Consider the following 19968-nt stretch of genomic DNA (forward strand, 5'->3'; position numbering starts at 1 on the left):
AATATGCCGCTAGAATTACCTAACCTAGATGACCGCAGCTATGAGGATCTGGTGCAAGAGGCTCTCAGCCTGATTCCTAGCTACGCACCGGACTGGACAAATTATAATCCCTCCGATCCAGGCATAACCCTGATTGAGTTGTTTGCCTACCTCAGCGAACTGTTGATTTATCGGCTCAACCGGGTGACAGATACCAATCAATACGCTTTCTTGAAACTGCTGAATGGGCGAGATTGGCAGCCTTCACCGCAGAAAACCCTGAATGAAGAAATTCGAGAAACTGTGCTTAAGCTGCGGCAGTCAGAACGTGCCGTCACCTGCAAGGACTTTGAAAACCTAGCTTTAGCAGCAGACTCAAAGATAGCCCGTACTCGCTGCCTTCCCCGACGCAATCTAGTCTCAGAAAACCCGTTAAAGCCAGAAAAAAGACCCGGACATATCAGTGTGGTGATTGTTCCCTATGCCCCACCAGAAACTTTAAAACCCCAGCCGACAGAAGAACTAATTCAGAAAGTAACTAAATACCTCGAACCTCGACGGCTGTTAACTACAAGAGTACACGTAGTTGCACCGCGATATGTTGAGGTGGGAGTGCGGCTGACTCTACATCTTAACCGTGATGTCCGGGAAGCAGATATTCGTCCCAAAGCGATCACTATCTTGCAAAAGTTCCTCCATCCCCTGACAGGAGGTACAGACGGCAAAGGCTGGCCTTTTGGTCGAAATGTTTATGTTTCAGAAATTTACGAGTTACTTGACAAATTGGAGGGAATAGATTTTGTAACTGCTACCAACAAACAAGAAGAACTAACAGTAAGTGACCCTGACCGTTTGTTGCGAGACAATGGTAAACTGATAGCGATCAAAATTCAGCCAGAAGAAATTGTTGTTCCAGGTACTATCGCTCTGAAATTTGAGTCTCCCGTAAAGTAATCAAGAAATCGGAAGTTGGATTCTCATGCCTAGCACTCCTACCAGAACCCCCAGCAGCCTGCTCGAGTACCTCCCCGCCATTTACCAGGCAGACCCATTCCTCGGTCAATTTCTCTTGGCCTTTGAAAAGATACTTTTGGGAATTAAAGATGAAGTTCCCTTCCCTGAAATCGAGAATAACCGCAACTTCCCCCCCAATGGCTTAGAAGAAATTATTGCCGGAGTGGCGACTTATTTTGATCCCCAACAAACCCCTGATGAATTTCTCTCTTGGCTGGCGAGTTGGACGGCCCTTAGCCTGCGAGCAGATGTCAACCCCATTATCCAGCGACAGTTCATTGCCAATATTATTAAACACTATCAATTACGGGGGACAAAGACAAACTTAGAAGAACTGTTGCGGATTTTTGTTCTGGGTAAACCTAGCGTTATTGAAACCGCAGAGGCAGAATTTCAGATTGGGGTACATTCCACCATCGGGAAAGATACTTATTTGGGTGGTGGTCCGCCGCACTTTTTTACTGTTACTATCGCTTTAGCAGAAGAATTAAAGAGCAAACCCCAAGAGTTAGCACGACAGTTGGAAATTGCTAATGCACTGATTCAACTAGAAAAACCGGCACATACAGATTACAAACTTATACCGATTTATCCCGGAACTATCCAAATCGGCAATAAAGATTCCAGTGTTTTAGGAATCAACACTATCCTCGGAACCATGCCCACACAACCAACCACAAGTCCTTAAAATTTAGCAAATATCAGGAAATATGGAGATTAGAGATTATGGCAGAGATTAAGCGCCCAAATTATTTCACTTCCGAATTTTTGGTAGAAAAAGATTTCATCGACGAACAGACATATCACCGTGATATGCGCTATCGCCACAATCAATTACTTCATAGCTGGGGAGTAGTTGATGGATTAATTGTCAGCAAAACTGGTGACAAACAAGTTACCATCAGCCCCGGTATAGCAATTAATAAAGAGGGTAAAGAAATTATCCTACCCTCTGACCCACCACCGCAACCCCTCAACCTCACTGGGACTGGTGATATATATGTGACGATTGAGTATCAGGATGTCAAAGATGAGGCTGATAAAGATACCACCAGTGGTGTGACTGATCAATACAGGCGCATTACTGAACGCCCATTAGTCAAAAGCACGACATCACCACCAAGCAATGACGGTACGCTGATTCTGTTAGCAAAGGTAACACTTGCTAATGATAAGATCGAAGGAAATCCTGACAATTCCGTGCGGACATTCGCCAGTGCCAAAATTGCCTCCGGTAAGGTGACAATTGACCAACTCGCGGATAATTCGGTTAATGCTGCCAAAATTATTGATGGTTCAGTCGGCACCAATGAACTAGCTAACGGAGCAGTTAACGTTAACAAATTAGCAGATAATTCGGTTAATGCTGCCAAAATCATTGATGGTTCAGTCGGCACCAATGAACTGGCTAATACAGCAGTTACTGTTGACAAATTAGCAGATAATTCGGTTAATGCTGCCAAAATCATTGATGGTTCAGTCGGCACCAATGAACTGGCTAATACAGCAGTTACTGTTGACAAATTAGCAGATAATTCAGTTAATGCTGCCAAAATCATTGATGGTTCAGTCGGCACTAATGAACTAGCTAACGGAGCAGTTAACGTTGACAAATTAGCAGACAATTCAGTTAATGCTGCCAAAATCATTGATGGTTCAGTCGGCACCAATGAACTAGCTAACGGAGCAGTTAACGTTGACAAATTAGCAGATAATTCAGTTAATGCTGCCAAAATCATTGATGGTTCAGTCGGCACTAATGAACTGGCTAATGGCGCAGTTACCGTTGAGAAATTAGCAGATAATTCAGTTAATGCTGCTAAAATTATTGATGGTTCAGTTGGCACAAATGAACTGGCTAACGTAGCAGTTACTATTGGCAAATTAGCGGATAATTCAGTTAATGCTGCCAAAATCATTGATGGTTCAGTTGGCACCAATGAACTGGCTAATACAGCAGTTACCCTTGAGAAATTAGCGGATAATTCAGTTAATGCTGCCAAAATCATTGATGGTTCAGTTGGCACCAATGAACTGGCTAATACAGCAGTTACCCTTGAGAAATTAGCGGATAATTCAGTTAATGCTGCCAAAATCATTGATGGTTCAGTTGGCACCAATGAACTGGCTAATGGAGCAGTTAATGCTTACAAATTGTCTCCCTTGCAAGTTCAGGGAGAAGGCTTTCAACGATGCCTCTATACCAATTCTTCCGCTTCTTCCAATGATTTATCTATCGCCCCTCTCGCTTACGGGATTCAGAACAGTGCCAACGCATCGACTGCCGCGGTAGGCACTACTTCTAATTTCTCTTATGCCCAAAGTTTTGGGATCTCTAACAGTGCTAATGCTTCTACTACTGCTTCCGAATACTCGAACGTCTATAGTTACGGACTCTCTAGCTCTGCTAATGCTTCTAGCACTGCTTCCGGTTCTCAGATAGATAGTAACTATTACGGTACCTACGCCCAGAGTTACGGAGTAAGTGCCTCTGCCAATGCTTCTACCACTGGTAAACTCTCAAATGCTTATAGTTTCGGAGTTTCTGGCACCGCTTCTGCTACTTCTACAGAGCAATCTGCCATTAGTTACGGAGTTTATGGCAGCGCTTCTGCCAGCCAGGAAAGAGCGCAAACTTACGGAGTTTATGGTTTTGCCAATGCGGGGCAATCATATTCAAGTTCGCCAGTTTACGGAGTCTTTGCCCAGGGCTATTTTTATAGTCCTAACCCTACTCAGATCCAGTCCCCAATATACGGGGTCTATGCCAGGAGTGATGTTTATAATGCTACTCAGGTAAACTCCTCAATATACGGGGTCTATGGCGAAGTAAGTGTCACTGCTACTGAGATCAAATATCCAGTTTACGGGGTCTATGGGTCTGCCTATGCTTCTCAGGCCAATTCCCGAGCCTACGGGGTTTATGCCGCGGCTAATAATGGTGTTCCCTTATACGTTGCCGGGAAAGCGATTATTACAGGGGGCGTGTCATCCGGACACATCACAGATCGGTTTATTAATCGCAGCGGACAGCGCTTGCGAACAGGGGATGTGGTCAAACTGAAAGGGACACCCATCGCCCGCTTTAGTGGCGAAAATAACAGGATTCCCCTTCCCGAAGTCATCCTCTGCGATCAAGAAAATGACAGCAAAGTCATCGGCATTGTCGATAGCGAAGCCATTCCAGGACCAGAGGTTCCTGACACCCGCATCGGAGCCGACGATCCCACTTTTATCGAAGATGGGGGCGATTTGTATGTGGTGATTTTAGGTACTTATGCTCACTGTAAGGTGGACGCTACAGAAGCCCCGATTGAAGTGGGTGACTTACTTACCTCCTCTAACAATCCTGGCCACGCCAAGAAAGCCACCGATCCCAAACTTGGCACCATTATTGGCAAAGCCTTAGAACCGCTGGAGAAAGGAACAGGTTATATTGCTGTATTTGTGAATATTCAATAGGAGGGAATTATGCCTGTAGCATTCTTTCAAGTTCCGCTATCTGTGCAGCCTAAAAGGGGGGCAGCGGCGGAGATTATTGTGCCTGAAGTCTTGCGCGATCTCAACTATGGCTTTGTTATTGTTAAAGAGGGAGCAGAAGAAGGGATTGTTCGCGTTGACGCATCCGAAACTGATTTAGAGAAAATCACAGGGGATGCAAATTGCACAAGACTTGACTCAGAAACCATGAAAGCTCTGTACGATAGTTATCCCCAACCCAAGCTGAAGCAGCAGTATCAAACAAAAGTACCCATACCTCAACCTTTGCCAGCAGCAGGGGAAGCTCTGCAACAGGCCATACCTCAACCTCCCCAAGTAGCAGGGGAAGCTATGCAACTCCCACCCCCTCAACCTCCCCAAGCAGCAGTTGGGGACAACATTCCAGGACAACAATTCGAGACGGATGAACAAGGCAATCCTGTTGTGATTACCTTGCAGACAGTCCGCTCAGGATTTTATCTGATTGATGTACCAATTGTAGAAAAACTCTAATACCACAGGAGCAAAATTATGACTTTTCCAATTGATGGCGATCTCTATGTTACTGGAAAGACTGGACTTGGTATTGAGCAACCCCAAGAAAGATTAGAAGTCGATGGCAAAATTAAAACTACAGATTTACAAGCTAGTGGCACTGTACAAGCACTCTCCTTTCAAGGGGATGGTTCAAACTTAACTGGAGTCATCAAAAACCTCGACTCAGTGGTTAAAAAAGCCGGAGATATTATGGCAGGTCCTCTGACGATTCAAGATAACCTGACGGTTAATGGAAATTTCCGCATTAACCAAGGGACACAGTCTAGTTTTGGCAGCCATCTCTACCTTAGCAAAACTGATGGTTCGCCCGGTCGTGGGCAGTGGCATATTAACATTGCTCCCAATAATGCCCTCAATTTTGTCGAGTCCGGTATTGCTGACTATCGGTTAGCCATCACACCAGGAGGAAATGTCGGCATCGGAACCCCTACTCCAGGTACTCCCCTAGAAATTGTATCCACACAAGATTCCATTCTCAGGCTGCGACAGAATGAATCAGGACATCCCTGGAACTACATTGAGTGGTGGAACATGAGTTCTAGGCTTTGGTGGAGCGGAACTACACCTAGTAATACTTTTGCCATTGGTACTTATTTAGGAGGAGGAACGGTACTCAGCCTTTCAACTAATGGTAACGTCATTGGTAAGTTTGTCCAAAGTTCTTCCAAAGAACTAAAAGAAAATATTGGCCTGCTTTGCCTCCAGGAAGCAGCTCAAATCTTAGCAGGACTCAATCCCGTTAAGTTCAATTACAAAACCGATAGTGACCAACATCAAAATATCGGATTTATCGCTGAAGATGTACCGGAATTGTTGGCAACTTCTGATCGAAAAGGAGTGAGCATTATGGACATTGTTGGCGTATTAACAAAAGTCTTGCAAGAGCAACAAAAAACAATCTTAGAATTGGCAGAAAAAGTCAAATCTTTAGAAGCAAAAATTCCTAATTGTGATTTGGGATGAGCAGACAGAGTTAAAAAATAAGTAATGGCCGCCAAAGACTTATTCCATCAAGCTGTGAAACAGGCACTCCTAAAAGAGCAGTGGGTAATTACAGCAGATCCACTGAAAATTAAGATTGAGGGAGTGAGATTTGAGATCGATTTAGCAGCAGAAAAGATATTGGCGGCTGAGAAAGAAGAACGCAAAATTGCTGTTGAAATCAAAAGTTTTCTTAATAACTCGGTGCTGACTGATTTTCATGTTGCCTTGGGGCAGTTTTTAAACTATCGACTTGCCCTACAAATGAGTGAATCGGATAGGATGCTATATCTAGCAGTGCCACTTGATACATTTGATTCTTTCTTTCAAGAAAGATTTGTTCAGGAAGCATTAAAAATATATCAAGTCAAGCTGATAGTTTACGAACCACAAAAGGAGATAATTCTTGTATGGAAAGAATAGATTATTACCGTCAATGTATCCGTAATATACTCACTGAAAAAGCAGCAAAAGAAGCCGACAATCCAGACATTGAATGTCAATTAATTTTTGACAGAGAAAATGACCACTACCAGTTACTAGATATAGGCTGGCAGGGGCTGAAAAGAGTTTATAATTGTTTCATACATTTAGATATAAAGGAGGGAAAAATTTGGATTCAGCGGAATATGACTGAGACAGATATTGCCAAAGAATTAGTAGAAATGGGTGTATCCAAGGAAGATATTGTCTTGGGTTTGCATCCAAGCTATAAGCGCCCTTATACAGGCTATGGAGTCGCCTAAGCTGTTCATCATTATAATATAATACAGCAACAAAAAAACTCTGTGTCCTCTGTATCTGGTGTGGTGTTTATTATTGTGTAGAATTTTAATGAAACAATAAAAGGAGGTGAGCGTAAATGGCTTATAGCAATTTCAAATTAGATGAATTAGTAAAGATTTTCAATTTAACCATTCAGGAAAACTCTGAATTATTTGATACCATTCCGGAACTAGAGTGTAGTGAACATTTAATAACAACTCTCCAGGAAACAGTCGATTTAGCAGTAGCTATCAACACCGAAAAAGCTCGTTCTGAAATGATTGTTGTTCCCGTTTTATTAGAGTTGCGAAGGCAATTAAAACACCAAATCAGTCTATTTTCTGGAGTTGATTTTACTGTAGATTTCAGCCAAAGCTTGAACGGTATTTGCGACTTTATTATCAGTAAAAATCCAGAACAGTTATTTATTCGTCAGCCGATTGTTACAATTGTCGAAGCGAAAAATGAAAACTTAAACTCAGGATTTGGTCAGTGCATTGCTGAAATGATCGCCGCTCAAATCTTCAATCAAAGAGAAGGTAATGAACTTCCTGCTATTTACGGAGTAGTGACGACTGGAACCATCTGGAGGTTTTTAAAACTTGTCGGTAAAACAGTTGAGATTGATTTGAGTGAGTATTACATCAAAGACATCAACAAAATTTTAGGCATCTTATATCATGCTATCATCAATAAAGAGCCAGGAGAGTAGATGATTTATGAAACCAGCGATAATTAATCTGCCCAACCATTGCAAAATCAGCCAACAACAGTTTAAAAAACTAGCAATAGCCAACCGAGAACTCCGCCTTGAACGCAGTAATACCGGCGAATTAATCATGATGTCACCTACTGGAGGAAGCACAGGGAAATACAACGTTAAACTCGCCAGTCGTTTTGTCATTTGGAACGAACAAACCCAATTAGGAGAGGTTTTTGATTCCTCCACAGCATTTAGCCTTCCCAATGGCGCAAACCGTTCTCCTGATGTCGCTTGGGTTAGTCGAGAACGATGGAATTGTCTAACCCGCGAACAACAAGATACCTTTCCCCCATTATGTCCTGATTTTGTCTTAGAATTGCGCTCTAAAACAGACAAGATGAAACCCTTACGGGAGAAAATGCAGGAATACCTAGCCAACAAAATGCGCTTAGGCTGGTTAATTGATACCAAAAATAAACTTGTCGAAATTTATCGCGCTGATCAACCCGTAGAAGTCTTAAAGAAGCCTGCTACTTTATCAGGAGAAGATATTTTACCCGGATTTGTTCTTAATTTACAATTTTTGTGGTACGATCTAGAAACCCTAGTTTAAAAACTAACTTTTCCCACGATTTATTCCTATGAAAGAACAAATCAAAGAACGCATCGAACAACTCAAAGCCGAATATGAGTCCGGTCAAAAAATGTTAGCTGATCTAGAAATACAAGAGTCTAATCTAAGAACTACCATGATGCGCATCAGTGGCGCTATTCAAGTATTAGAAGAATTACTTGCTAAAACCGAGGAAGAAGAAAATCTTGACATTGTTGAAATAGCCGACATTAAAGATGATTGACCACAACAAAAAAAACTCTGTGTCCTCTGTGTCTCTGTGGTGTTTATTATGGTTATCGAGGCTAGTAAAGCCTGGTCGGAAAATCTGTTACCAGCTTTGCAGTGGTTAGACAAACTGTTAGAAAAAGCCATAGTTGCCGCTCAAGCAACCTATGCCAAAGACCCAGCAACTGAAGCCTATCAAGGTCTGTATATCAGTCACGAAGATGTAGAGCGATTGTTAGTACGTGAGCCAGGAACCCCCCTCCTGAAACTGGAAGGAGAAGCCGGAGAACCATCCTTTTCTGAGTTAGCAGTTAAAGCATCGCGCCTGGCCTGGCTCAAACAAACCTTTGACCTGTCTGTCTTCGACCTAGCGCTAATCGTGATTGCCCTCGCTCCCGAACTCGACCTGCGCTACGAAAGGCTTTACGCCTACCTCCAGGACGACGTAACTCGTAGGCGACCCACAGTAGATCTCGCCCTCAACCTGTTGTGTCCTTCAGCCTCAAGCAAGCTTTGGCAAAGGTCTAGGGTTGCGCCAGATGCGCCCCTAATCCGCCATCGACTGCTCCATCTGTTGGCGGACCCCCATCAGGTGCAGCCTCCCTTACTTGCTTGCTACCTCAAGCCTGATGAGCAACTAATCCGCTACCTGCTAGGACAGGAGGGACTCGACTCCCGATTGGCCACATTCTGCCAGATAGTTAAGCCGATTCCAGAATCAGAGTCACTGTCGTTAGATACCAAAATCCAGGAAGCTTTGCTCGCCTTAGCACTCCAGGCGAGGGAAGCCAATCAGCCTTTACACCTTCACTTTCACGGTCCCCAGGGAGTGGGAAAGCGCCAAGCAGCAGAAGCGATCGCCCTCAAGTTGGACATGAGGCTGTTAGTAGCAGACATCGCCACAGCGATCGCCGCCAAAACCGAGCTAGAGTCAATCTTGCCTCTTCTTTTCCGAGAAGCCCAGTTTCAAGATGCGGTGCTGTATCTCGAAGGACTCGACCCACTGCGTTCCCAAGAGCAGGCCAGCAACTATCAGCGACTATTGCAGGCGATCGCCCGATTTGCCAGCATCGCCATCTTAGAAGGAGTAGCACCAAGCCTGTCAGAAATTCCTGGCTCCACCCGCACCATTCTTCCGGTCTCCTTTCCCCTACCCGACTTTGCCCAACGTCGGGACAACTGGCAAGCCTATCTCTCCCAGTCTGGCATCTTACTCCCCGATGCCAAGGAGCTAGACACCCTCGCTGACCGTTTCCGCCTGACTCCTGAACAAATTGGTGATGCAGTCGCCTCAGCCCAGCAGCAAGCCCGCTGGCAGGCAGCCCAGACATCCCAGGAGTCCCCTCCTTCCTTAACCCTAGAAGACCTATTTGCTGCTGCTCGTACCCACTCAGGTCAGGCTTTGACTTCCCTAGCCCGCAAGATTTCCCCTCGCTCCACCTGGAACGATCTGATCCTCCCATCCGAGGGGCTAACTCAACTCCAAGAAATTTGCCATCAGGTCAAACACCACCACCTCGTTTGTGGTCAGTGGGGTTTCGAGGAGAAACTCTCCCTCGGCAAAGGACTAAATGCCCTCTTCTCTGGCTCACCTGGTACGGGTAAAACAATGGCGGCCGAGGTCATCGCCAAGGAGTTGCACCTTGACCTCTATAAGATTGATCTCTCCCAAGTGGTCAGTAAGTACATTGGCGAGACGGAAAAGAACCTAGAGAGGATTTTTACCGCCGCTCAGAGTGCCAATGCCATCCTCCTATTTGACGAAGCAGATGCCCTCTTTGGCAAGCGCTCCGAGGTTAAGGATGCCCACGATCGCTACGCTAATCTTGAAATTGCCTATCTGTTGCAGAAAATGGAGGAATACGAAGGGGTGACGCTCCTAACCACCAATTTGCGGCAGAATCTAGATGAAGCCTTCACTCGGCGCATCCGTTTCATTGTCGAGTTTCCCTTTCCTGAAGCGGACTACCGCCTGCAAATCTGGCGGCGCATCTGGCCCAAACAGACACCCCTGGCAGCCGATGTGGATCTCGAAGGCATGGCGCGGCAATTCAAGCTGGCAGGAGGTAATATTCGCAACATCGCCCTGGCGGCTGCCTTCCTCGCCGCAGAAAACAGCCAGTGTGTGACGATGAAACATCTACTGCAAGCAACCAAGCGGGAGTTTCAGAAGATGGGAAGACTGATTGGGGAGGAGGAGTTTTTGCCATTTAAACAAAAATAACTGGAAAAATATTCCGTAGGGGCGCATTGCGTGCGCCCATCACCCTATTTCCTAGCCAAAGGGGAAAGCCAAATTAAATCTAACATTGTCAAGCTAATGCCTCAATTAAAAATCCATCTCCATTGTTCTGCCAAGTATCATGGATCAAGAAAGCCAAACCGGGATTAATCCAGCCATGCCTGATGACCTTGCCCGACACCATGAGGTGGCAAAGGGCCTAACTTATCTCCATGCACGCACAAATGCCACGGCAGGGCGCACCCTAGAAGCCGCCTCCTTCGTCTATGCGCTCATCGAACTGCTGACAGAAAAAGGCTTACTCGATCTTGACGAAATTGACACAAGGAAAAAGCAGGTAGCCCAACGACTGCTCAAACGTTTCCTGCAGCAAGATCCGGGCGTTTCCTTGCAGGAACCAGAACAAGATAAATATACCTTTTCCCAACCCGTCGCCATTGACTGCGAAAATCGGGTACATTTGTGCCAGGCTGCCTGCTGCAAAATGGTTTTTCCCCTTTCGCGCCAAGACATCGAAGAAGGAGTCATCCGCTGGGAGTTGAGCCAACCTTATGTTATTGCCAAAGGTGCGGACGGCTATTGTCACCACTTTGATCGCCAAAGTTTAGGCTGTACGGTGCATTCCCAGCGCCCCATCCCTTGCCGAGCCTACGATTGCCGCAACGACAGGCGCATCTGGCTCGACTTTGAAAATAAAATTGTCAATCCTAAGCTCAACGAGCCAAACTGGCCCCACAACTTGAGTGCAGAAGAAATGGAACTTCCCGGGGGTGAAATTTAATGATCCACGACCTTGACGATACGCTTAAAGAATTGCTGGTGCAAAAAGTACCACTCGATCCTAATGCGATCGATATCAAGTTTGAAGTGCCGAACAAAGACGACTGGAATCCCAAGCCGAATAAGCCGACAATTAATTGTTTTCTCTACGACATCCGCGAGAATCACGAGTTACGCAGCAATGAGCGCTATCTCACTCGCAACGGAACCACAGGAACAGGAACCGAAAAAATTGCCCCCACTCGTATTGATTTATCCTATCTAATTACCGTTTGGACAACCGATGTCGCCGACGAACATCGACTGTTAGGCAATATTTTGCAGACCTTATTGAGCTATCCAATTTTGCCAACAGAAGTCCTCAAGGGGCAAATAGCCAATCAATCTCTACCTCTCCGCGCCTGGGTTTCCCAACCTGAACGCACCCCGAACGCCTGGGATTTTTGGGGAGCGCTTGACGGACGGATGAAAGTGGGGATTAGCTACATGATAACAGTTGCCGTTGAACCCTTTGCGCCAGTTGATGTTCATTTAGTAACAGAAAAAGTTCTCAAAGTCGAGTCAAAGTAAGTAGTTAAGCTGTTGCATATTAGACCTCTCCAGAAAAGATTTTGATAGGCTCGTAGTAAGGGCTTCAGCCCTTATGTTGACAATTGTTGGAGAGGTCTATTTAGGGCTGGCTGAATAAATGTGAAATGTATGCAAAGTAAGGGTTTTGGGGCTTTACGAGCGAAACAGGTGCAAGATTTTGAGAGAATCGTGGTTCAAAACCTTGCATCTTCATCGGCCCGCGTCCTGTAGGGGCGAAGCATTCGGGCAATAACCTATCGGTGAAACCGGAGATTTTCTATCCGAATGCTTCGCCCGTACTTTTTGCTGCAAACCCTATTTATTTCTCCCAAAATATCTCAATTTTTGACAAAAGCTCTTAATTTTCGCTGCGTTACGCTACCATAAAACAACAGAAGATCTTGACAATCCCTTGGAGAACCCCCTTGGCAACACTGACCGACATTGGCAAACTGATCGCCATCGATCCCCATAATAATCGTCCTGTACTCGCAGGAACAAGAACATCTGTTCGGAAAATCGCCGGTTTATATAACCAAGGTAACAACGCCGAAGAGATAGCTAGAAGATTAAATCATTTAAATATCACTCAAATTTATGCAGCATTAACCTATTATCATGCTAATAGAGAGGAAATAGAGCGAGACATAGCAGCCGAACAAACTGCCTATGAAGAACTCGCCAAACAACATTATCAAAAAAAACAACTCCTAGAATGACCAAAATTCGTCTGTATTTAGATGAAGATACGATGGATAGCGATCTTCTAACGGCTTTACGTCGTCGCAACGTTGATGTTATATCGACTGAAGAAGCTCAAATGTTATCCAGTAGCGATGAAGAACAATTACAATGGGCATTAAAGCATCAGTGCGTGACTTATAGCTTTAACGTGCGAGACTTTTATAAAATCCATACTAATTGGATTGATAACAGACAAAATCATTCAGGAATTATTTTAGGGGTTCAAAACTATTCCATTGGTGAACAAATGCGTAGAATTTTGCGAATAATTGCTAGTAAATCAGCAGAAGATATGAAAAATCAAGTCGAATTTCTGAGTGCTTGGGGAGAAGAATAGCACGCTCGCACTACGGATGCAAGCTTTGTCATCTAAATGTAATACCAAATCCACCTTAGCGAAAATTTTCGATTTAAAACCCCGTCCTTTGAGAACGGCTTTGTGCTAGGATGATAAAATAGTGGCCAAAGGGCATGAGGAGAATTTTCATTGCCTTGGAGAAACTGTCAGACTACTTTTGATACGAGGTGTGCCATGCGTGATCGCCAATCGACCCCCGACACCAAATCCCAGCACTCCCAGCCGACTAAGGAACGGGAAGCACAGAGGGCGACTGCCCAAGAAGATGTTCTGGCAACCCAACAAGACCCCCTAACACAGGCCATCAGTCGGATTGGCAGTGCTCCCTCTGCCAAAGTTCATGCTGACTTGCTCAGTCGGGCGACCTCAGACTACCCTGCCCGCAGCCGCCAACTGATGCTCCAGATGCAACGGCAGTACGGCAATCGCTATGTGCAGCGGGTGATGGAACTGTCACGCCAAGGGGAGGGAGAAGCCGAAGCCACGCCAGAAGTGGAAGCAGCGATTGAACAGGCGCGGGGTGGAGGGCGATCGCTCGATTCTGGCATCCAGCGACAAATGGAATCTGCTTTTGGCACCAATTTCAGTGGGGTGCGGGTGCATACCGACAGCACGGCTGATGCCCTCAATCAATCCCTCAGCGCTCGTGCTTTCACCACAGGACAAGACATCTTCTTCCGCCAAGGGGAATACAATCCAGGTAGTTCTGGTGGCAAGGAATTGCTGGCCCATGAGTTGACCCATGTGGTGCAGCAAACGGGAGGAATCCAACCTAAGCTGATTGTCGGGCAACCAAGAGACAGGTACGAACAGGAAGCTGATCGAGTTGCATCGGCTATTATACAGCATCCATGCAGCAATTCCATCCATGACTTAGCACCAACCAACACCCTGCAACGCAAGTGTGAAGCCTGTAAACGTGAAGAAGGTCATCAAGTGATCTCCATTCCTGCTGAAGGCAAAGAAGAAATTATAGACATTGGATTATCGCCACATCCTATGACGAAAGTGATATCCAGCACATTTCAAGGGGGGTTGCAGATGAATGGCAATAATGATTGTGCTCAACCGATGAGCATGACGAAAGTAGTATCCGGCATATTTCAGGGGGGATTGAAGATGGATGACTACTACCCCTATCTAGCTGGGGGAGGTTTCTGGCAGCACGCAGATTCGGGAGGTACCTGGGATACTGGAAACCGCGTCGGTGCAAACGCTCAGTTGTTTGGTACCATTCCGAGTCCTTGCCGTCCAGAACAATTTTCACTGGCTCAAACCGTCACTTATACTCGTGCACTATTTGATGGCGTTCGTCACCCTAAAGAAGGCATTGTGCAAGATGACATTGCCAAATCTGGGCAAGATGCTTCTCGCCCTCCATTTCGCCAAGCATGGCTTGGTGGTGGTTACAACATTTCGATGGCAGATCCGCCGAGCGTTCCTTACACCTCTACTAGCAATATCGAGTTTGATCGATCATTTGTTACATCGCTCGTGGGACCAGGTGGGCGCCGATCAGTGAATTGGTCCACCTCAATCCAGGTCGTCAATGGCACTGTTACTCGCAATACGATTTCATAATCGGTCACTTCAATGCTTATACTGCTGATTATTAGTTTTTCTTTGAGTGTCCGAGCCTGGATGGTTTCATTATCTAGTCTTACTCATTCAATTCTAGGAGTTAATCTAATGCCAAGTTTATCGCTTGAGTCAGAGGTTGAAGCCTTGCTGACGCAACTCGAAGCTAAATCGCCTATTATCTACGACTTGGGGACACCACAAATTGTAGAAACTCAAGCCGTGAGAGATTTACTTGCACTCGGTCAACCCATCCTTCCTTACCTGCTTGATCGATTGCAAACAGCTTCTCCGAAAGTCACTGCGTATCTTGTGTTTGTTCTGGGGCAGTTGGGTGATTCAAGCACGATCATCCCGTTACAAACCGTAAGGACTCGATACAAAAACATCTCGAATAAGTCCGAGTGGGAATATGTCGTGATTGGTCAATGTAATATCGCAATTGATAATCTTGAACCCGTTAATTCATCTCCATAAATGCGATCGCCGATCTTATAGTGCGATCGCTGGTCTTGTAGGTTGGGTTGAGCGAATCAATGTTTTTTGACCAAACTTATCGATTTAATTCAGTGCGATCGCTGGTCTTGTAGGTTGGGTTGAGGGGAGCATCTCACTTGTGCAATGAGTATTAATGCTTATAGCAGTCAAAAACTAGAAAATCTTGAACCTGATCACAAAGAGAAATGAGATTATAATAGTTATAACTTACGATTCAGAATATATCTCGATGGGAGGAACAGTCCAATGTTATCAGAAAATGAAAAAAGAATTAAAGAGTTATGTCAAGAGTTAGGGCAATGTCTTTATGAACAATCCCAAGTTGAGAAATTTAATAACTTGGCAGAGATAGAAGAGACTGTTAGAGATTTAATGATTCAGTATGTCAACCCAGAAATCGGTATTTTTTTGTCAAAACAAGCACAGGAGAAACAGCCGGTCGGACAAGAAAAGTAAAAAGTATTTTGGGCGAATTACCAATTACAGAAAAACAAGCGAAGAAGTTAGAAGTAAAGCCTCGGACTCAGATGAGTCCAATGTTAGAGAAGAACTGTTTGCTATTAAGTGGCGATGAATCCTACGAGAAATCGGCGCAGAAAATCAAATCATTGACAGGAATTGCTGTTTCTCACAGTACCCAACAACGCCTCGTACATCGCTATGCTTTTGAAGAATTACCGTCTAACCCAGAAGTTGAAGTCGAAGAAATGAGCATAGATGGCGGTAAGGTACGACTAAGAACTGCCAAGGGAAAAGCCTTGATTTGGCGTGATTATAAAGCAGTGAGTTTTCATCAACTGGGGGTAGCGGCCTTTTTTCAAGATAACTCGGCTTTATTAGATTTGGTTAATTCTCAAGTTTTGGCTGAACCTTTAATTTGTTTAGGAGATGGACATGATGGTATCTGGAATTTATTTGGTCAGATAGGAGAGAAACAGGAAAGAATTGAAATATTGGATTGGTATCATTTAATCGAAAACCTCTATAAAGTTGGCGGGTCATTCCAGCGGATTGATGAGGTAAAATGTTTTCTATGGAAGGGGGAAGTGGATGCTGCTATCTCCTGTTTTGAGGGATGGTCAGAGCCGCAAGTGGAGAATTTTATTATTTATTTGAACAAGCATAAACATCGAATTGTCAATTATGGTTATTTGCAGGCAGAGGGCATTTCGATTGGCTCTGGCTCTGTTGAATCAAAAATTAAACAAATTGCTCATCGTCTTAAAATTACTGGTGCAAGTTGGGAATCTGGTAATGTACCGCAAGTCCTTCGTCATCGCTCTGCCTATCTAAATGGTTGCCTTTTTTAACTTTTTTATTGAGTTCATTAAGCATTTCTACTTATTACAAAGGTGAGATGCTCCCGGGTTGAGGAACGAAACCCAACATCATAAATGTTAAGATCATAGAAAAATTTCCCCAAAAACTTACTATTAAATGCCAACCCATGAACAAGCTATTGCCTCAGTCTGTGTCTGTCAATCTCTCTCAGATATGTTGCAGCCTATCCACTTGTTTAGATACGATCCACTCTATAAATACATTTATATTTTAGCTGGAATCAATGAGGGAATAGAAATTATAATTTTTGAAGAGGGAAACTGGGAGTTTTACGAAGATGACGAAACCTAACTTTAAACAAATGACTCGTAAAGAATTAAAAACTTATATCAGACAAAACCCTACGGATGATGAGGCGATTAGAGAATTATTTGTCAATCGTCGTAGTCCTAATGCTAAAATATATCCTTATCCCTATAACATGACCAAAGAAGAGTTAGACAATGTTTTTCGCCCTCAGTGCGATCGCCCATCGCCGTAGGTTGGGTTAAGTGCGATCGCCGCTCTTGTAGGGTGCGTTAATAAAATGTAACGCACTACAATATAATACAATATACAAAAGCTCAAGGATGGGGAGTCTGATAATTTGCCAACCTCAGCACAAGCGATTCAAGCAGTTATTCTTTGTCAGTGGTTATCTAATGGTTATCAACCTATCAACATTTTTCGCTATGATACCAAATTAAAAACGATTTATATTCAAGGGGGTGTCAATGATGAAATAGCATTGGTAATCTATTCTGATGGAAACTGGAGGTTTTTCTCATGACTGATTTAACTCAAATGACAGTAACAGAATTAAAACACTATTTATCAGAAAATCGCAATAATGATGATAAATTTAGTGAAGCACTAGCAGAATTATTAAAGCGCGATCCAAATCCTGTAATTTATTCTAAAGATATGCCTTTAGAAGAACAAAAACGAATTTTCATGGAAAAAATTACAAAACATTAGTGCGATCGCGCTCTTGTAGTGATCGCTGCTCTTGTAGGGTGCGTTAACGAAGTGTAACGGACCGTATTAATGGGTGGTGTGTTACGCTATCGCTGTCCAGCATCCGTGACCCGTCAACCAACATTTATAATGTAAATATTACGTTTAGAAGGATAATTGCCTAAAAAAATCATGCTTAACTCGATTGAAGCTTTATTTGACGGTCAAGTATTTCATCCAGATCAACCCGTCGCCTTAAAAGCAAATACCCGTGTCCGCATCATTATCGAAAATTTATCATCAGAAGAAAACGAATTAACCTCTTTTTTAGATACAGCAGAATCGTTGAATTTAGACGGACCTTCTGACTGGTCTGCGAATATAGATCATTAGGCGTTGTCAGATGTAAAGATGAATCAAGCAAAAGTGTAGGGAACTGGAACATCCTTAAACTTAAGGTAATGAACTAGAAGCGGTAGGGAATTTTCTAACATTTTGACACATTTTGAAGAGCCGAGAGTCTGACGATGAAGACGGGCTAAGTAATGACGTAATCTTGGATTTTCTCCCTCTACCCTTGTCCGATAAGTTTTGCTAACAATCTGATCCCCATCAGGGATAAATATTGGATACACTGGATTTCCATCACTTACCCAAAAATATAGTCATTTCAAATAAGTGTGAGACGAGGGAAAAATAAGGTAAAATAAAGAGAAACGAGCAACCCATACAGAAAAATGTCTTATAGCCTAGACTTGAGAAAAAAAGTAATTGATTATGTAGAGAATGGGGGAAGCATAACCAAAGCCGCCGCTCTATTTAATATAGGAAGAGCCACAATATATAGATGGCTAGGTAGGGAAAAACTGGAAGCGACAAAGGTAAAACACCGTCAAAGAAAGCTAGACTGGAAAGCATTGTCAAAAGATGTCCAAGAAAATCCCGAGGCAAGATTAAGAGACAGAGCCGAGAAGTTTGGAGTGAGACCAAGTGCCATTTGCTATGCCTTAAAAAAAATGAAAATTACCAGAAAAAAGAAGGAACTTCGTTATAGAGAAAGAAACCGAGAAGAAAGAATGAAATACTACAGAGTGCTGAGAGAATTGATTAAAATGTCTGGAAGTAAAAGCCTTGTATTTATTGATGAGTCAGGGTTTGAAGAATTTCAAGCCTGTTTTTATGCTTGGGCAAAAAAAGGGAAGAAAGTCTTGGGAGATAGACAAGGAAAACGAGGAAAAAGAGAGAACCTTGTGGCCGGGAGAAGAAAGGGAAAAAAAGACTTTATTGCCCCGATGGTATTTACAAGAAGCCTGAATGCCGAAGGTTTTGAAGGGTGGTTATCTTTATATTTATTGCCCTCTCTAGCCATAACATCAGTATTAATTATGGATAATGCACCAATTCATCGGAAGACAGTGATTAGACAACTGGTAGAGGAAGCAGGTCATCAGGTAGTGTTTTTGCCAAAATACTCTCCTGATTTAAATGATATCGAACATGATTTTAGTGCATTAAAGAGAGCCAGAATGTATGCTCCTGTGGGGACACCCCTTGATGAAATTATTCGTACTTATTGTGTTGCCTAGTGTCTCGTTCTTATTTGAAATAACTATACCTCTAAAACACCCCTGATCATTTTAGCGATTCCGTCGAGAAGCCGGATGAGAGCGAGAGAGCAAAACGGCAATAAATAATAAGAATTATGTAAAAGACTTGACAAATGTGCGAGGGGAGGGGATAACATCTCTGGAATTTACAACGCTCAAAGAGCTTGATTTTAGGTGAAACTAACGATTATGGGCATTTTATCTGGGGTTGCCTTCGCGAATCTGGGCATCTCTGGCGTTGCAGAAGCTTTTCAACTGATTCCTTCTGGTCTTAGTCCTGGTAATCAGTATCGCGTGGTATTTGTTACGGATGGCACGATTCAAGCAACAAGCACTGACATAAATACCTACAACACCTTTGTTGACAATGAGGCGCACACCTCAACAATATTAAATGACGCTTTTACGAATGTAGGAATCGACCCTGCTAGTATCGGATCGAGCTATGGAACGAACGTAACTTGGATTCGTTATGGGAGCGATTTTGGTCCAGGGTTTAACGGTCCGGTAGCATTCCGCCCTTTGTACGGAATCTCCTCGGTGCTGACCGTTCCCACCCCGACTGCGACCACCCCAGAACCTTCTAGCCTTCTCGGTTTTATCACCTTGGGCGGATTAATGCTAGGGAGTGTCGCTTGCAAAGCCCGCAAGTGATTGATACAAGGGAGAGAAGGCGCAGGTTTCCTCTCTCGAAGCGGAGGTTTTCGATACTTTATTTGGTATCATCAAGTAAGAGAAGCTTGATTTATGTTGGTACAGAAATGATGAATCAAAAAATTACTGCTATTTTCAATGGAGAAGCTTTTTATCCTACTGAAACCTTTAATCTTAAGCCGAATACTAAAGTAAAATTGACAATAGAAACTCAATTAATTGATGAAGATCAATTGCAAATAATGGCAGATGATCTGGATATTTTAGGAGAAATAGCTACCATTAATCAGGAGTTTATGGTCTCTGAAATGGACGGTTTGTAGAAAATGACTATCGCAA

At 43.7% G+C, this 19968-nt stretch carries 26 protein-coding genes and 1 pseudogene; 26 read left to right on the plus strand and 1 reads right to left on the minus strand.

Features of this window, described 5'->3' with window-relative positions:
• The first annotated feature begins 3 nt into the window (after window positions 1–3).
• The 23 genes from GQR42_RS14700 (at window position 4) to GQR42_RS14810 (ending at window position 17761) form a co-directional block, all read left to right on the plus strand.
• Entirely contained in the window at window positions 4–933 is a 930-nt protein-coding gene (locus GQR42_RS14700; RefSeq protein ID WP_158200512.1) for a baseplate J/gp47 family protein, read from the plus strand.
• Window positions 934–958: 25 nt separating this feature from the next.
• Window positions 959–1681 (plus strand): phage tail protein, encoded by a 723-nt coding sequence (locus tag GQR42_RS14705; protein WP_147069012.1) that lies wholly within the window; start codon window positions 959–961, stop codon window positions 1679–1681.
• 38 nt (window positions 1682–1719) lie between these two features.
• Entirely contained in the window at window positions 1720–4455 is a 2736-nt protein-coding gene (locus tag GQR42_RS14710; protein ID WP_158200513.1) for a hypothetical protein, read from the plus strand.
• Window positions 4456–4464: 9 nt separating this feature from the next.
• Window positions 4465–4986 (plus strand): hypothetical protein, encoded by a 522-nt coding sequence (locus GQR42_RS14715; RefSeq protein ID WP_158200514.1) that lies wholly within the window; start codon window positions 4465–4467, stop codon window positions 4984–4986.
• A gap of 18 nt (window positions 4987–5004) precedes the next feature.
• Window positions 5005–5994: a tail fiber domain-containing protein gene (locus GQR42_RS14720; protein WP_158200515.1), complete on the plus strand. Its 990-nt coding sequence runs from the start codon at window positions 5005–5007 to the stop codon at window positions 5992–5994.
• A gap of 24 nt (window positions 5995–6018) precedes the next feature.
• Window positions 6019–6435, plus strand: coding sequence for a XisH family protein (locus tag GQR42_RS14725; protein WP_158200516.1), 417 nt, complete (start codon window positions 6019–6021; stop codon window positions 6433–6435).
• The gene (locus tag GQR42_RS14730) at window positions 6423–6758 is read left to right on the plus strand and encodes a XisI protein (RefSeq protein ID WP_158200517.1); all 336 of its coding nucleotides are present in this window, start codon (window positions 6423–6425) and stop codon (window positions 6756–6758) included. Before GQR42_RS14725 ends, GQR42_RS14730 begins: the two co-directional genes overlap by 13 nt.
• A 116-nt stretch (window positions 6759–6874) precedes the next feature.
• Window positions 6875–7489 carry a hypothetical protein gene (locus GQR42_RS14735; protein WP_158200518.1) on the plus strand — a complete coding sequence of 205 codons (615 nt, stop codon included), beginning with the start codon at window positions 6875–6877 and terminating at the stop codon, window positions 7487–7489.
• 7 nt (window positions 7490–7496) lie between these two features.
• On the plus strand, window positions 7497–8093 hold the full coding sequence (locus GQR42_RS14740) for a Uma2 family endonuclease (RefSeq protein ID WP_158200519.1): 597 nt from the start codon (window positions 7497–7499) through the stop codon (window positions 8091–8093).
• A gap of 28 nt (window positions 8094–8121) precedes the next feature.
• Window positions 8122–8337 (plus strand): hypothetical protein, encoded by a 216-nt coding sequence (locus GQR42_RS14745; RefSeq protein ID WP_158200520.1) that lies wholly within the window; start codon window positions 8122–8124, stop codon window positions 8335–8337.
• Window positions 8338–8385: 48 nt separating this feature from the next.
• Complete coding sequence (locus tag GQR42_RS14750) at window positions 8386–10545, plus strand: ATP-binding protein (protein ID WP_158200521.1); 2160 nt, start codon at window positions 8386–8388, stop codon at window positions 10543–10545.
• A gap of 139 nt (window positions 10546–10684) precedes the next feature.
• A complete protein-coding gene (locus GQR42_RS14755) occupies window positions 10685–11344 on the plus strand; it encodes a YkgJ family cysteine cluster protein (RefSeq protein ID WP_199273193.1) in 660 nt (219 codons plus the stop codon).
• Window positions 11344–11913 (plus strand): DUF4255 domain-containing protein, encoded by a 570-nt coding sequence (locus tag GQR42_RS14760; protein WP_158200522.1) that lies wholly within the window; start codon window positions 11344–11346, stop codon window positions 11911–11913. The genes GQR42_RS14755 and GQR42_RS14760 overlap by 1 nt, the downstream gene beginning before the upstream one ends.
• A 425-nt stretch (window positions 11914–12338) precedes the next feature.
• Window positions 12339–12632: a DUF433 domain-containing protein gene (locus GQR42_RS14765; protein WP_158200523.1), complete on the plus strand. Its 294-nt coding sequence runs from the start codon at window positions 12339–12341 to the stop codon at window positions 12630–12632.
• On the plus strand, window positions 12629–12994 hold the full coding sequence (locus tag GQR42_RS14770) for a DUF5615 family PIN-like protein (protein ID WP_158200524.1): 366 nt from the start codon (window positions 12629–12631) through the stop codon (window positions 12992–12994). Before GQR42_RS14765 ends, GQR42_RS14770 begins: the two co-directional genes overlap by 4 nt.
• Window positions 12995–13189: 195 nt before the next feature.
• Complete coding sequence (locus GQR42_RS14775; RefSeq protein WP_158200525.1) at window positions 13190–14596, plus strand: eCIS core domain-containing protein; 1407 nt, start codon at window positions 13190–13192, stop codon at window positions 14594–14596.
• Window positions 14597–14704: 108 nt separating this feature from the next.
• On the plus strand, window positions 14705–15070 hold the full coding sequence (locus GQR42_RS14780; protein WP_158200526.1) for a hypothetical protein: 366 nt from the start codon (window positions 14705–14707) through the stop codon (window positions 15068–15070).
• 267 nt (window positions 15071–15337) lie between these two features.
• A protein-coding gene (locus tag GQR42_RS14785) for an ISKra4 family transposase (protein ID WP_158200527.1) occupies window positions 15338–16401 on the plus strand; the annotation gives its coding sequence in 2 pieces (ribosomal slippage) (window positions 15338–15494 and window positions 15494–16401; 1065 coding nt in all).
• 127 nt (window positions 16402–16528) lie between these two features.
• Window positions 16529–16723: a DUF6888 family protein gene (locus GQR42_RS14790; RefSeq protein ID WP_158200528.1), complete on the plus strand. Its 195-nt coding sequence runs from the start codon at window positions 16529–16531 to the stop codon at window positions 16721–16723.
• A complete protein-coding gene (locus GQR42_RS14795) occupies window positions 16710–16913 on the plus strand; it encodes a DUF6887 family protein (protein ID WP_158200529.1) in 204 nt (67 codons plus the stop codon). Before GQR42_RS14790 ends, GQR42_RS14795 begins: the two co-directional genes overlap by 14 nt.
• 105 nt (window positions 16914–17018) lie before the next feature.
• Window positions 17019–17201, plus strand: a complete 183-nt coding sequence (locus GQR42_RS14800; RefSeq protein ID WP_158200530.1) for a DUF6888 family protein — start codon at window positions 17019–17021, stop codon at window positions 17199–17201.
• Window positions 17198–17389, plus strand: coding sequence for a DUF6887 family protein (locus tag GQR42_RS14805; RefSeq protein WP_158200531.1), 192 nt, complete (start codon window positions 17198–17200; stop codon window positions 17387–17389). The genes GQR42_RS14800 and GQR42_RS14805 overlap by 4 nt, the downstream gene beginning before the upstream one ends.
• 171 nt (window positions 17390–17560) lie before the next feature.
• Entirely contained in the window at window positions 17561–17761 is a 201-nt protein-coding gene (locus GQR42_RS14810) for an antitoxin family protein (protein ID WP_158200532.1), read from the plus strand.
• 23 nt (window positions 17762–17784) lie between these two features.
• Here the strand turns inward: GQR42_RS14810 and GQR42_RS14815 are convergent.
• Window positions 17785–18030 (minus strand): annotated as a pseudogene (locus tag GQR42_RS14815) (IS1 family transposase); the annotation flags it as partial.
• Between the two features lie 75 nt (window positions 18031–18105).
• On the opposite strand from GQR42_RS14815, the gene GQR42_RS14820 reads away from it, so the two are divergent.
• The 3 genes from GQR42_RS14820 to GQR42_RS14830 all read left to right on the plus strand — a co-directional run bounded on the left by GQR42_RS14820 (window position 18106) and on the right by GQR42_RS14830 (window position 19952).
• Window positions 18106–18954, plus strand: coding sequence for an IS630 family transposase (locus GQR42_RS14820; protein ID WP_158199237.1), 849 nt, complete (start codon window positions 18106–18108; stop codon window positions 18952–18954).
• A 195-nt stretch (window positions 18955–19149) separates the two neighbouring features.
• Window positions 19150–19629: a PEP-CTERM sorting domain-containing protein gene (locus GQR42_RS14825; RefSeq protein WP_158200533.1), complete on the plus strand. Its 480-nt coding sequence runs from the start codon at window positions 19150–19152 to the stop codon at window positions 19627–19629.
• Window positions 19630–19736: 107 nt separating this feature from the next.
• Window positions 19737–19952, plus strand: coding sequence for a hypothetical protein (locus GQR42_RS14830; protein WP_158200534.1), 216 nt, complete (start codon window positions 19737–19739; stop codon window positions 19950–19952).
• Window positions 19953–19968: the final 16 nt, after the last annotated feature.

Source organism: Microcystis aeruginosa FD4, from assembly GCF_009792235.1.
GTDB lineage: Bacteria > Cyanobacteriota > Cyanobacteriia > Cyanobacteriales > Microcystaceae > Microcystis > Microcystis viridis.

Excerpts from the sequence above, each read along its gene's own strand:
- GQR42_RS14790 (WP_158200528.1), top strand. The coding sequence starts at position 16,529 with ATGCCAACCCATGAACAAGCTATTGCCTCAGTCTGTGTCTGTCAATCT.
- GQR42_RS14705 (WP_147069012.1), top strand. The coding sequence starts at position 959 with ATGCCTAGCACTCCTACCAGAACCCCCAGCAGCCTGCTCGAGTACCTC.
- GQR42_RS14760 (WP_158200522.1), top strand. The coding sequence starts at position 11,344 with ATGATCCACGACCTTGACGATACGCTTAAAGAATTGCTGGTGCAAAAA.
- GQR42_RS14805 (WP_158200531.1), top strand. The coding sequence starts at position 17,198 with ATGACTGATTTAACTCAAATGACAGTAACAGAATTAAAACACTATTTA.
- GQR42_RS14755 (WP_199273193.1), top strand. The coding sequence starts at position 10,685 with ATGGATCAAGAAAGCCAAACCGGGATTAATCCAGCCATGCCTGATGAC.
- GQR42_RS14735 (WP_158200518.1), top strand. The coding sequence starts at position 6,875 with ATGGCTTATAGCAATTTCAAATTAGATGAATTAGTAAAGATTTTCAAT.
- GQR42_RS14830 (WP_158200534.1), top strand. The coding sequence starts at position 19,737 with ATGATGAATCAAAAAATTACTGCTATTTTCAATGGAGAAGCTTTTTAT.
- GQR42_RS14715 (WP_158200514.1), top strand. The coding sequence starts at position 4,465 with ATGCCTGTAGCATTCTTTCAAGTTCCGCTATCTGTGCAGCCTAAAAGG.
- GQR42_RS14720 (WP_158200515.1), top strand. The coding sequence starts at position 5,005 with ATGACTTTTCCAATTGATGGCGATCTCTATGTTACTGGAAAGACTGGA.
- GQR42_RS14725 (WP_158200516.1), top strand. The coding sequence starts at position 6,019 with ATGGCCGCCAAAGACTTATTCCATCAAGCTGTGAAACAGGCACTCCTA.
- GQR42_RS14700 (WP_158200512.1), top strand. The coding sequence starts at position 4 with ATGCCGCTAGAATTACCTAACCTAGATGACCGCAGCTATGAGGATCTG.
- GQR42_RS14770 (WP_158200524.1), top strand. The coding sequence starts at position 12,629 with ATGACCAAAATTCGTCTGTATTTAGATGAAGATACGATGGATAGCGAT.
- GQR42_RS14710 (WP_158200513.1), top strand. The coding sequence starts at position 1,720 with ATGGCAGAGATTAAGCGCCCAAATTATTTCACTTCCGAATTTTTGGTA.
- GQR42_RS14745 (WP_158200520.1), top strand. The coding sequence starts at position 8,122 with ATGAAAGAACAAATCAAAGAACGCATCGAACAACTCAAAGCCGAATAT.
- GQR42_RS14740 (WP_158200519.1), top strand. The coding sequence starts at position 7,497 with ATGAAACCAGCGATAATTAATCTGCCCAACCATTGCAAAATCAGCCAA.
- GQR42_RS14795 (WP_158200529.1), top strand. The coding sequence starts at position 16,710 with ATGACGAAACCTAACTTTAAACAAATGACTCGTAAAGAATTAAAAACT.
- GQR42_RS14775 (WP_158200525.1), top strand. The coding sequence starts at position 13,190 with ATGCGTGATCGCCAATCGACCCCCGACACCAAATCCCAGCACTCCCAG.
- GQR42_RS14820 (WP_158199237.1), top strand. The coding sequence starts at position 18,106 with ATGTCTTATAGCCTAGACTTGAGAAAAAAAGTAATTGATTATGTAGAG.
- GQR42_RS14780 (WP_158200526.1), top strand. The coding sequence starts at position 14,705 with ATGCCAAGTTTATCGCTTGAGTCAGAGGTTGAAGCCTTGCTGACGCAA.
- GQR42_RS14730 (WP_158200517.1), top strand. The coding sequence starts at position 6,423 with ATGGAAAGAATAGATTATTACCGTCAATGTATCCGTAATATACTCACT.
- GQR42_RS14810 (WP_158200532.1), top strand. The coding sequence starts at position 17,561 with ATGCTTAACTCGATTGAAGCTTTATTTGACGGTCAAGTATTTCATCCA.
- GQR42_RS14750 (WP_158200521.1), top strand. The coding sequence starts at position 8,386 with ATGGTTATCGAGGCTAGTAAAGCCTGGTCGGAAAATCTGTTACCAGCT.